At 57.5% G+C, this 11930-nt stretch carries 13 protein-coding genes; 8 read left to right on the top strand and 5 right to left on the bottom strand.

Features of this window, described 5'->3' with window-relative positions:
* Positions 1-133: 133 nt before the first annotated feature.
* The gene (gene tyrS / locus SGN16_RS26505; protein WP_210641400.1) at positions 134-1333 is read right to left on the bottom strand and encodes a tyrosine--tRNA ligase; all 1200 of its coding nucleotides are present in this window, start codon (positions 1331-1333) and stop codon (positions 134-136) included.
* A 210-nt stretch (positions 1334-1543) separates the two neighbouring features.
* Between tyrS and SGN16_RS26510 the strand changes: the two genes are divergently transcribed.
* The gene (locus tag SGN16_RS26510) at positions 1544-2959 is read left to right on the top strand and encodes a peptidoglycan DD-metalloendopeptidase family protein (protein WP_210641402.1); all 1416 of its coding nucleotides are present in this window, start codon (positions 1544-1546) and stop codon (positions 2957-2959) included.
* Between the two features lie 3 nt (positions 2960-2962).
* A complete protein-coding gene (locus SGN16_RS26515; RefSeq protein ID WP_335945457.1) occupies positions 2963-4054 on the top strand; it encodes an anhydro-N-acetylmuramic acid kinase in 1092 nt (363 codons plus the stop codon).
* A gap of 69 nt (positions 4055-4123) precedes the next feature.
* Here the strand turns inward: SGN16_RS26515 and erpA are convergent, their stop codons facing one another.
* The gene (gene erpA / locus SGN16_RS26520) at positions 4124-4474 is read right to left on the bottom strand and encodes an iron-sulfur cluster insertion protein ErpA (protein ID WP_025215766.1); all 351 of its coding nucleotides are present in this window, start codon (positions 4472-4474) and stop codon (positions 4124-4126) included.
* 128 nt (positions 4475-4602) lie between these two features.
* The gene (argC, locus tag SGN16_RS26525) at positions 4603-5637 is read right to left on the bottom strand and encodes an N-acetyl-gamma-glutamyl-phosphate reductase (protein WP_210641406.1); all 1035 of its coding nucleotides are present in this window, start codon (positions 5635-5637) and stop codon (positions 4603-4605) included.
* Between the two features lie 134 nt (positions 5638-5771).
* Here argC and hemJ point away from each other — a divergent pair, with 134 nt between their 5' ends.
* The 6 genes from hemJ to coq7 all read left to right on the top strand — a co-directional run bounded on the left by hemJ (position 5772) and on the right by coq7 (position 10213).
* Positions 5772-6203, top strand: a complete 432-nt coding sequence (gene hemJ, locus SGN16_RS26530; protein ID WP_210641408.1) for a protoporphyrinogen oxidase HemJ — start codon at positions 5772-5774, stop codon at positions 6201-6203.
* Between the two features lie 40 nt (positions 6204-6243).
* A complete protein-coding gene (locus tag SGN16_RS26535) occupies positions 6244-7212 on the top strand; it encodes a nitronate monooxygenase family protein (protein ID WP_335945456.1) in 969 nt (322 codons plus the stop codon).
* Between the two features lie 43 nt (positions 7213-7255).
* Positions 7256-8218 carry a DUF805 domain-containing protein gene (locus SGN16_RS26540; protein WP_210641412.1) on the top strand — a complete coding sequence of 321 codons (963 nt, stop codon included), beginning with the start codon at positions 7256-7258 and terminating at the stop codon, positions 8216-8218.
* Positions 8219-8280: 62 nt separating this feature from the next.
* Positions 8281-9069, top strand: a complete 789-nt coding sequence (locus SGN16_RS26545; protein WP_335945455.1) for an SDR family oxidoreductase — start codon at positions 8281-8283, stop codon at positions 9067-9069.
* 83 nt (positions 9070-9152) lie between these two features.
* Complete coding sequence (locus tag SGN16_RS26550) at positions 9153-9491, top strand: histidine triad nucleotide-binding protein (RefSeq protein ID WP_123343850.1); 339 nt, start codon at positions 9153-9155, stop codon at positions 9489-9491.
* A 74-nt stretch (positions 9492-9565) separates the two neighbouring features.
* Complete coding sequence (gene coq7 / locus SGN16_RS26555; protein ID WP_210641420.1) at positions 9566-10213, top strand: 2-polyprenyl-3-methyl-6-methoxy-1,4-benzoquinone monooxygenase; 648 nt, start codon at positions 9566-9568, stop codon at positions 10211-10213.
* Between the two features lie 75 nt (positions 10214-10288).
* On the opposite strand, the gene speD is transcribed toward coq7, so the two are convergent.
* Positions 10289-11083 (bottom strand): adenosylmethionine decarboxylase, encoded by a 795-nt coding sequence (gene speD / locus SGN16_RS26560; RefSeq protein WP_210645435.1) that lies wholly within the window; start codon positions 11081-11083, stop codon positions 10289-10291.
* A gap of 238 nt (positions 11084-11321) precedes the next feature.
* Entirely contained in the window at positions 11322-11744 is a 423-nt protein-coding gene (locus SGN16_RS26565) for an OsmC family protein (RefSeq protein WP_210641422.1), read from the bottom strand.
* Between the last annotated feature and the right edge of the window lie 186 nt (positions 11745-11930).

Consider the following 11930-nt stretch of genomic DNA (forward strand, 5'->3'; position numbering starts at 1 on the left):
CGATGAACTGAAGCCCGGCACCTTCAAAACATGGCTAACTCATTGAAACTCAAGGAGTTTTCCGTTTCGACTGCGCCGGAAGTGGGGCGAATTATAGACGTCCAGAACTTGCCGTCAACACCTATTTTCAGCTTTATTCGGATTTCAGCGTAATTCGCGCGAAAGCCTTCTTGCCGGCCTGGCATACATGAGTCGACCCCAACTCATATATATAGGTGCGGTCGACAACCTCACCATCTATACGCACACCACCCGAACCAAGAAGGTCTCGGGCCACTGCCGCATTCTTGACCAGACCTGCCTTATTGAGCACGGCAGCAATCGGCATATCCTCGGCGGCGGTCAACTCGATCTCTGGCAGATCATCCGGCAGCTCGCCATCCTTCATACGATTGCCCGCCGCACGGTGAGCATTGGCTGCGGCCTCCTCACCATGAAAACGAGCAACGATCTCTTCAGCCAGCTTGATTTTGATATCCCGCGGATTGGCTCCCGCCTCGACATCTGCACGGAACGTATTGATCTCGTCCATGGAGCGGAAGCTCAACAGCTCGAAGTAGCGCCACATCAGCACATCCGGAATGGAGACCAACTTGCTGTACATGACACCCGGCGCCTCCTGAATGCCGACGTAGTTGCCCAACGACTTGGACATCTTCTTCACGCCATCCAGACCTTCCAGCAACGGCATCGTAAGGATGCACTGGGCCTCCTGACCATATCCGCGCTGCAGCTCACGCCCCATCAACAGATTGAACTTCTGATCCGTACCGCCGAGCTCAACGTCCGCTCGCAACGCAACCGAGTCATACCCCTGCACAAGCGGATAAAGGAACTCATGAATGGCGATTGGTTGATTGGTTTTATAGCGTTTGTCGAAATCATCGCGCTCGAGCATACGAGCCACGGTGTACTGGGACGTCAGGCGAATGAAATCCGCCGGCCCCATCTGATCCATCCAAGTGGAGTTGAACGCCACCTCGGTCTTGGCCGGATCAAGAATCTTGAAGACTTGAGTCTTGTAGGTCTCGGCGTTATCGAGAACCTGCTCGCGAGTCAGCGGTGGGCGCGTAGCACTCTTGCCGCTCGGATCACCGATCATCCCAGTGAAGTCACCTATAAGGAAGATGACCTGGTGCCCCAGATCCTGGAACTGGCGCAGCTTATTAATAAGCACGGTATGCCCCAGGTGCAGGTCAGGCGCCGTAGGGTCGAAACCAGCCTTGATACGCAGCGGTTGCCCGCGTTTGAGCTTTTCGATCAGCTCGGACTCGACCAACAGTTCTTCCGCACCACGCTTGATCAGCGCTAGCTGCTCTTCAACCGACTTCATAACAGACCCGCAAGGCTCAGATTCAAAGGGCCCCAACCATACAAGATCGCGCACCAAATACAAGGTTTGCCCGGCGCACGGACACCAATCCACAGACAGAGCGTCTGCGGGCTTGCTTCGCGGGGGATTTGGTTATATTTTATACAGTTATTTCATCTTCATCATGTCATTCATCTTTTCCAATTCATCTTTTCAAAAGTCAAATTACTTATGACCACAGAACCGTCTAAAGCGCCGCCGCTTTACCCAAAGACCCACCTGCTTGCCGCAAGTGGCATCGCAGCCCTCCTTAGCCTGGCGCTCCTGGTGTTCCCCTCCAGCGATGTTGAAGCCAAAAAGACGACTCTGAGTCTTGAACTGGAAAGTCCTGCTGAACAACTGACACAAGATCAAGACGCTGCAGAAGCGGTCCAAGCCACAAACGAACCGGCCACCTCTCCCTTTGCGCAGATTGAAGACAGCCCTGAGGACACCACGGAGGCCGCTCAAGCAGTGCCTCCAGCTGTAGAAGAAAAGAAAGGACCGGACCACCGCGAGGTCATTGTCGCCAAAGGCGATACGCTCTCTACCCTCTTCGAAAAAGTTGGCCTGCCTTCGACTTCAGTTCACGAAATCCTGGCCAGCGACAAGCAAGCCAAACAGTTCACCCAACTGCAACGCGGCCAGAAACTCGAATTCGAACTCACTCCAGACGGACAGCTGACCAATCTGCACACCAAGCTGAGCGACCTGGAAAGCATCACCCTGACCAAAAATGACAAGGGTTATGTATTCAATCGCATTACGGCCAAGCCCACCGTGCGCTCGGCGTACGTCCATGGCGTCATCAATAGTTCGCTATCGCAGTCGGCTGCGCGCGCAGGCCTTTCCCACAGTCTGACAATGGACATGGCCAGCGTGTTTGGCTACGACATCGACTTCGCCCAGGATATTCGTCAGGGCGACGAGTTCGATATCATTTATGAACAGAAAGTGGTCAACGGAAAGAGCGTGGGCAACGGCCCGATTCTTTCCGCGCGCTTCACCAACCGCGGCAAGACCTATACTGCGGTGCGTTACACCAACAAACAGGGCAACAGCAGCTACTACACCGCTGATGGCAACAGCATGCGCAAGGCATTCATCCGCACGCCGGTAGATTTCGCCCGCATCAGCTCGAAGTTTTCCGCAGGCCGAAAACACCCGATCCTGAACAAGATCCGGGCTCACAAAGGCGTCGACTATGCCGCCCCGCGTGGCACTCCAATCAAAGCCGCCGGCGATGGCAAAGTATTGCTGGCCGGACGCCGCGGCGGTTATGGCAACACCGTGATCATCCAGCACGGCAACACCTACCGCACGCTGTACGGCCATATGCAAGGCTTCGCCAAAGGCGTGAAAACCGGCGGTAGCGTCAAGCAAGGCCAGGTTATCGGGTACATTGGCACTACCGGCCTGTCCACCGGACCGCACCTGCATTACGAGTTCCAGGTCAACGGTGTTCACGTCGATCCGCTTGGCCAGAAACTGCCGATGGCCGATCCAATCGCCAAATCCGAACGCGCCCGCTTCCTGGCTCAAAGCCAACCGCTAATGGCTCGCATGGATCAAGAGAAAGCCACCATGCTGGCCTCGAGCAAACGCTGAGCCATGGCGCGCTATATTGGTGTGATGTCCGGGACCAGCCTGGATGGCTTGGATATCGCACTGATCGAACTGACCCCGGCGATCAGACTGATCGCCACGCATTACATCCCCATGCCCGCCTCCCTACGCACCGAATTGCTCGGTTTGTGCAGCAGTGGGCCCGATGAGATCGCTCGTTCCGCCATTGCCCAGCAGAACTGGGTAAAGCTGGCCGCTCAGGGCGTCAACACCTTGCTCGATGCACAGAAACTCAAGCCTCAAGACGTGACGGCGATCGGCAGTCATGGCCAAACCATCCGCCACGAGCCGGCCCGCGGCTTTACCGTGCAGATCGGCAACCCCGCACTGCTGAGCGAATTGACCGGCATTACCGTCGTCAGTGACTTTCGCAGTCGTGACGTAGCGGCCGGAGGACAAGGCGCTCCTCTGGTGCCGGCGTTTCACGAAGCGTTGTTCGAAGAGCGAGTCGGTAATCGCGCCGTGCTGAATATCGGCGGCTTCAGCAATCTCAGCCTGATAGAACCCGGAAAACCCGTAGCAGGGTTCGATTGTGGCCCCGGCAACGTATTGCTCGATGCCTGGATACACCAACAACGGGGCGAACATTTCGATCGCGATGGCCAATGGGCTACCACCGGGCAAGTCGAACCGGTTTTGCTCAAGGAGCTACTTAGCGACCCGTTCTTTGTCACCAGGGGGCCGAAAAGTACAGGACGCGAAGTATTCAACCTGCCCTGGCTGATCCAGCACCTATCGCACCTGCCAGCTTTCGCCCCTGAAAACGTACAGGCAACGCTGCTCGAACTGACGGCCCTGACCATCGTCGAATCACTGCAAAGTGCCCAGATGGCGACTCAGGAGTTGCTGGTCTGCGGCGGAGGCGCGCACAACCACGCGCTCATGAAGCGTCTGGCTGACTTACTGCCGGACGCCAAAGTCAGCAGCACCGCGTCTTACGGCGTGGATCCGGATTGGGTGGAAGCCATGGCCTTCGCCTGGCTGGCGCATTGCTGCCTTGAAGGCATTCCAGCAAACCGCCCAAGTGTCACAGGCGCGCGGGGCTTACGCGTACTGGGCGCCATCTACCCCGCCTGAACCACTTAACCCTCAGACAAAAAAACGCCGCAGAGCCGTAAGGCACTGCGGCGTTTTTTATTGAAGCTGTCAGATCGAGAACGAAGAACCGCAACCGCAGGTTGTGGTGGCATTCGGGTTCTTGATCACGAAACGCGACCCTTCCAAACCTTCTTGGTAATCCACCTCGGCACCCGCCAGGTATTGGAAACTCATCGGATCGACTACCAGGCTGACCCCTTCGCGCTCGACGATGGTGTCATCTTCGGCCACTTCCTCATCGAAAGTGAAGCCGTACTGAAAACCTGAACAACCGCCGCCCGTCACGAATACGCGCAGCTTCAAACGATCATTGCCCTCTTCATCGACCAGGCTCTTCACCTTGTGCGCGGCACCGTGGGTGAATTGCAAAGCCATGGGGGTGAAGGTTTCGACGCTCATGCTGAATATCTCCCGGCGCTAACGCCGCCATAATGCGTAATGGCGGGCATTATCCGCTTCTCCTACAAAATCGGTCAACTATTTAGAAGACCAGCGCCAAGCTGCAGACTTGGAGGCCGTGGCCGCTGTTAAGGCAACATCCCCGCATGAGACAGACCCAGACGCTCATCCAGCCCGAACAGGATGTTCAGGTTCTGCACCGCCTGGCCCGACGCGCCCTTGACCAGGTTATCGATGACCGACAACACCACCACCAAGTCGCCATCCTGCGGACGATGCACAGCAATCCGGCATACGTTCGCACCACGGACGCTACGGGTTTCTGGATGACTGCCGGCGGGCATTACGTCGACGAACGGTTCGTTGGCATAACGCTTTTCGAACAACGCCTGCAGGTCCACGGAGCGATCGACGACGGTTGCGTAAAGGGTGGAGTGGATGCCACGAATCATTGGCGTCAAGTGCGGCACGAAAGTCAGACCGACATCCTTGCCCGCTGCCCGACGCAATCCCTGGCGAATTTCCGGCAGGTGACGGTGCCCCTTGACCGCGTACGCCTTCATGCTTTCCGATGTCTCAGAGTACAACGAACCGACACTGGCGCCACGCCCGGCACCGCTCACACCGGATTTGCAGTCAGCAATCAGACGCGAAGTATCGGCAAGACCGGCCTCCAGCAGAGGCAAGAACCCCAACTGCGTCGCAGTCGGATAGCAACCCGGTACCGCGATCAGTCGTGCCTGCTTGATTTTCTCGCGATTGACTTCAGGTAACCCATAGACTGCCTCGTCCAGCAGTTCCGGCGCGCCGTGAGGCTGACCGTACCATTTGGCCCATTCGTCCGCGTCCTGCAGGCGGAAGTCCGCCGACAGGTCGATGACCTTGGTCCCGGCGGCCAGCAGTTCACCTGCCAGGGCGTGGGCGACACCGTGAGGCGTGGCGAAGAACACCACGTCGCAGGCGCCGAGGGTCTTGATGTCCGGAACGCTGAACGCCAGGCCGTCGTAATGACCGCGCAGGTTCGGATACATATCGGCGACGGCCAGGCCGGCCTCGGATCGGGAGGTAATGACCACCACCTCAGCTTGCGGATGCTGTGCCAACAAACGCAGCAGTTCGACACCGGTGTAACCCGTGCCGCCGACGATACCGACCTTGACCATAAACCTGCCCTCAACGAACCCACTGGAAAGCCGTCGATGATAGGGGCCACGCGGCGCGGCGACAACCGCCAAGGTGACGTGTGGCCGCTCTAACCTCTACTATCGAGCTACCGTGAATCTGGGAATAACTAAAAATGCTCTATCTGTGGCTCAAAGCACTTCACATCGTCAGCATGGTCTGCTGGTTCGCCGGCCTGTTCTACCTGCCCCGCCTGTTTGTCTATCACGCCCAAAGCGAAGACACCGTCAGCAAGGAGCGCTTCAGCGTCATGGAGCGTAAGTTGTATCGCGGCATCATGGGCCCAGCGATGATCGCCACACTGGTGTTCGGCATCTGGCTACTCAGCCTCAACGCTGGCGCGTACTTCAGCCAGGGCGGCTGGATGCACGCCAAACTGACCCTGGTAGTGCTTCTGATCGGCTATCACCACATGTGCGGCGCCCAGGTAAAGCGCTTCGCCCGCGGTGAAAACACCCGCAGCCATGTCTTCTATCGCTGGTTCAATGAAGTACCGGTTCTGATATTGCTAGCTATTGTAATTCTGGTCGTGGTCCGTCCGTTCTAATCTCCAATCGGCACTGCTTACCTTATCCGGGGTACTTCCCATGTCGCTACCCGCTCTGCTTGAACAACGTTTGCGCCTGCCGGTCGTGGCGGCGCCGATGTTCCTGATTTCCAACCCGCAGTTGGTCCTGGCCTGCTGCCGCAACGGTATCGTCGGCAGCTTCCCGGCGCTGAACCAGCGTGAAAGCAGTGGCTTCAAGGCTTGGCTCGAGGAAATCGAAGCAGGTCTGGCGGCATTGGAAAGTCCGGCGCCCTACGCCGTAAACCTCATCGTCCACCACAGTAACCCAAGGCTTCAGGCCGACCTGGCCATCTGCATCGAGCACAAAGTACCGATTGTCATCACCAGCCTGGGTGCGGTGAAGGAACTGGTGGACGCCGTTCACAGCTATGGCGGCCTGGTGTTCCACGATGTCACTACACGCCGCCACGCCGAGAAAGCCGCCGAGGCCGGTGTCGATGGCCTGATCGCCGTTGCCGCCGGTGCAGGTGGGCACGCCGGGACCTGGAGCCCGTTCTCGCTGGTTGCCGAGATTCGCCAGTTTTTCGATAAAACCGTGCTGCTTGCAGGATGCCTGAACCACGGCCATCAGATCCTGGCCGCGCAATTGCTCGGCGCGGATTTGGCCTACTTCGGGACGCGCTTCATCGGCACGACCGAAAGCCATGCGCCTGACGCTTATAAAGAGATGTTGCTCACATCCCAAGCCGCAGACATCGTGCATACTTCTGCGGTGTCCGGGGTGCCGGCCAGCTTCATGCGTCAGAGCCTGGAAAACGCCGGTTTCGACCTTAACGCCCTGCAGGGCAAAGGTGAGGTGGATTTCGGCTCGAAACTCAAGCCGTTGAACGATGAGGCCAAGGCTTGGAAAACCGTGTGGTCCGCAGGCCAGGGCGTGGGTGAAATCCATGATTTGCCCAGCGTCGACCAACTGGTGGCGCGCCTGACTGAAGAATACCGTCAGGCACACGCCCGGACGGTACAGCTTGGCGGCCAATGGCCCCGCTGAACTAACCCAACAAATTTCAACTTTAGAGACAAGGATGCCTGGCATGAGTGAACCCCGCTTCAACATCGTATTCGACGGAGCCCTGCTGCCGGGTGTCGATGCCACGACTGCAAAACTCAATCTCGCCGAGCTGTTCAAAAGCGATGTCGCTGCCATCGAACGGTTGTTCAGCGGTCGCAAGGTGGCCCTTAAAAGCAACCTGTCCCAAAGCGAAGCCCAGAAGTACCTGGAAGCGCTCAACAAGAGCGGAATCGATGCCCGAGTCGAAGCCGAGCCCGCCCTCCAGCTGAACCTTGGCGATGTACAGGAATCGCCACTGCAACCGAACGGACGGCACCCGGACTCGATCATTGAGCCTGTTTCGCCTTACGCACCGCCACGGGCCGCCGTCGGCGAAGCACTTGCCGAATACAGCACGCTCAAGCCCTTCAGCTTCGACGGGCGTATCGGCCGCCTGCGCTACCTGGCCTGGACCATGGTTTTGACCCTGGCCATGATGCCCGTGGTTGGCGTGGCTTTTTGGGTCAGCCTGTCCTGGCTGCTCACTTCCAACTCGATCGCTGCAATGATCGTCGGCGGGCTGGTGGCGGTGGTCATCGCACTGGGCTTTGCCTATGTGAGCATTCAGTTCAGCGTCCAACGCCTGCATGACCTGGGCTGGTCCGGGTGGCTGTGGCTGCTCAACCTCGTTCCGTTCGTGGGCAGCGTCTTCCCGTTCGTGCTCATCTGCATGCCTGGCAATGCCGGGGCGAATCGCTACGGCCCTCCACCACCGCCCAACAGCACCGCAGTCAAAGTACTTTCGTGGTTGTGGGTCGTCATGATCGTACTGATTTTCCTCGGCGCGTTGGCCGGCGCTTTCAGCGGTATCGGCGAGGAATACGGGAGCAGTTCCTTGAGCAGCTATGAAAGCAGCGAGTCCAGCGACGATGCCGCCGAAGAACCCGCCGTAGAGGCAGCCGAGCCCGCCTCGCCTTCTGTAGACTATGAAGAAGAGGAACAATAAGCGCGCTTGATGCCAGTGACAGCCCAGTCCACTGGTGGCGGGCTGTTGCGATGGAGAACTGCATGACCCGTTACGCTCTGATCACTGGCGCCTCCAGCGGCCTCGGCCTGGCCATGGCCGAGGCGCTGGCCCGGCGCGGCCGCAACCTGATACTGGTGGCTCGACAGCGCGATCGGCTGGAAAGTATTGCAATAGAACTGACTCAACGGTTTGGCGTGGAGGTGCTGTTCCGAGCTTGCGATTTGGGAGAGCCCCTCAGGCTTTCAGGTTTCCTGCTGGAACTGGAAGAGGGTGAGCGACACATCGACCTGCTGGTCAACTGCGCAGGCATCGGTACTTGCGGCCCGTTCCTGGGCCAGGACTGGATGACCGAACAGGACCTGATCGAAGTCAATATCCTCGCCCTGACGCGCCTCTGTCATGCGATAGGTAATACCATGGCCCTGCAGGGCGGCGGGCAAATCCTCAACGTCGCCTCGATCGCCGCATTCCAACCAGGCCCCTGGATGAGTACCTATTACGCCAGCAAGGCCTATGTACTGCACTTCTCCGAAGCCCTGCGGGTCGAACTCAAGAAGTGCGCGATCAAAGTATCGGTGCTTTGCCCTGGCCCGACCCGCACCGGCTTTTTCGCCCGAGCGCAGCTCGATGAACAAAAACTCACTGACAGTAAGTGCCTGATGAGCCCGGAGGAAGTTGCACTGTATGCCGTGCGCGCACTGGATAAAAACAGGGCCATCATCATTCCCGGGCGCCGTAATCGCTGGATCGCCACGCTACCGCGACTGGGGTCGCGTTGGCTGGTCCGAACTGTCGCCGGCATGATCAATAAGGCCTACTGTCCGCGTTGAATACCCCTTTGCAGTTAAAACCCAGGCTCGCCAGCTGCGCCTTGAGTACACTCGAGCTCGACTAACCCAATGGAGAAACAGCTGTGGATACTCTGTTTACCAAGATCATCAACCGGGAGATTCCGGCCAAGATCATTTACGAGGATGACCAGGTTCTGGCCTTCCATGACATTGCCCCACAGGCACCGGTGCACTTTCTGGTTATTCCGAAGAAGCCGATCCGTACGCTCAACGACCTGACCGAAGAGGATAAAGGGCTGGCTGGGCATATTTTGTTCACAGCCCAACGCCTGGCCAAGGAGCAAGGCTGCGAAGACGGTTTCCGTGTAGTGATGAACTGCAATGAACTCGGCGGGCAGACCGTCTATCACATTCATATGCATGTGCTGGGACAGCGCCAGATGCACTGGCCACCGGGTTGATACCCTGACTCAACGCAAATCTTCGGCGGCCGATTCGGTTAAACTGGCCGCTGTGATTTTTCCCGGAGGTAAGCATGACTACCCAACGTCACTACTCGCCGATTGACCGCCTGCTGCTGCAAGCCGATACCGCGATGCGTACGCTGTTGCCCTTCAGTGGCCAGCCGTACCGCCCATCACCGGCTATCGTGCAGCCGGACGCACAGTTGAGCGACGAGCAGACGCGCCACGTCGCCGGGCTGATGCGCATCAACCATACAGGCGAAGTTTGCGCCCAGGCGCTGTATCAGGGCCAAGCGCTGACAGCCAAGCTGCCCCAGGTGCGCGAAGCAATGGAACATGCCGCCGAGGAAGAAGTCGACCATCTGGTCTGGTGCGAGCAACGCATTCGCCAGTTGGGCAGCCATACCAGCGTCTTGAACCCATTGTTCTATGGGATGTCATTTGGAATCGGTGCCGTGGCCGGTCTGATCAGCGACAAAGTCAGTCTTGGCTTCGTTGCAGCGACCGAGCATCAAGTGTGCAAGCATTTGAATGAGCACCTGGAGCAACTGCCAGCCGAGGATGAGAAATCCCGGGCGATACTGGAGCAGATGCGCGAGGACGAGGAACACCATGCCGAAAGCGCCCTCCAGGCCGGTGGTTTTCGTTTTCCGGCACCGGTGAAGTTCGGTATGAGCCTGCTGGCCAAGGTCATGACCAAGAGCACTTATCGGATCTGATGGCGAAATTGGAGTCAGCTCCCATAAAAAAGGCGACTACCCATCCCGGGAGTCGCCTTTTTTATGCTCGAAACTTCAGCGCGGCATGTTGCGTGCGTAGAAGATTTCCAGCATTTCGTGTTTCACACGCTCTTCCACCTGCGCGCGCTGTTCAGTAGACAGGTTGCTGGTGGCATCACCAAACAGGTAGTTATCCAGCTCAAAGTCCTTGAGCAGCATTTTGGTGTGGAACAGGTTTTCCTGATACACGTTCACATCGGTCATCTGGTACGCATCGCGCGTGTCTTCAGACAGGTAGTTCTGGATCGAATTGATCTCGTGATCAATAAAATGCTTGTGGCCTTCAACGTCGCGGGTAAACCCACGCACGCGATAATCCACGGTCACGATGTCCGACTCGAACTGGTGAATGAGGAAGTTGAGCGCCTTGAGCGGTGAAATGACACCACAGGTCGACACATCGATGTCCACACGGAACGTTGCAATGCCATCTACCGGGTGTATTTCCGGGTAGGTATGTACCGTGATGTGACTCTTGTCGAGGTGGGCCAGGATGATTTCAGGCAATGGGCCCGGGGACTCTTCGATCTGGCTGTCGGTCGGCGTCACCGGCTCTTCCGAGATCAGAATGGTTACGCTGGCACCTTGGGGTTCATAGTCCTGACTGGCGATGTTCAGGATGTTGGCACCAATGATATCGACAACTTCTGTGAGGATCTGCGTGAGGCGCTTGGCGTTGTACTCTTTATTGATGTACTCGACGTAGGCCTGCTGGTCTTGCGGAGTTTCCGCATAGCAGATGTCATAGATGTTGAAGCTCAAGGTCTTTGTCAGGTTATTGAACCCATGGAGCTTGAGTTTGCTTTTCACCGTTTGAAAACTCTCTATGTATTGCGGCCCGGCCGCGTGATCAAGCATGCCCGTCAGATGCGAACGACGCACCTGCGTAGGACGGTTAACACCTCTTCGCGATGGCGATTTTGGTTGTCTGTCCAGACAAGGACCGGTCACATGACCGATCCCTGCCCTGAAAAAAGTGGCGCATTATGCAGACGTCGGCTTCTGATCGCCAGAGCTTGCACTGCTTTTATGATGGTTGGATGTCGATTCAACCCAGTTCGATGATTTCATAATCGTGGGTGATTTCAACACCGGCAGCGCCGAGCATGATGGAAGCCGAGCAATATTTCTCGGCGGACAGCTCAATGGCACGCTTGACCTGGGCTTCCTTCAAGGCTCGCCCCTTCACCACAAAATGCATGTGAATCTTGGTGAACACTTTTGGATCCTCGGTGGCGCGCTCCGCTTCCAGGAAGGCTTCGCAGCTTTCGACGGCCTGGCGGGACTTCTTGAGAATGCTGACCACGTCGAAGTTGCTGCAACCGCCCACGCCCAGCAGGAGCATTTCCATTGGCCGAACACCCAGGTTGCGACCACCGGCTTGCGGCGGACCGTCCATGACCACCACATGACCACTGCCTGATTCACCGAGGAACATGGCTTCGCCAGCCCATTGGATGCGTGCCTTCATCGCCAAGACTCCACTGTTAAAAAGGGGGCGCCAGCTTAGCACAGCCCCCTTCATGACAGGCTCTGCCGTAAGACGCCTGGAGGCACGCATGTAGGTAAATTCTCAAATCAATTGAAGATGCCTCTGTTAAGCTGGCTCGGCTCGCTGGCGTATTGCCAGCTATCGCGATTGTCATCGTGCCTCATA

Origin of the sequence: Pseudomonas sp. G166, from assembly GCF_037027455.2 — a bacterium.
GTDB lineage: Bacteria > Pseudomonadota > Gammaproteobacteria > Pseudomonadales > Pseudomonadaceae > Aquipseudomonas.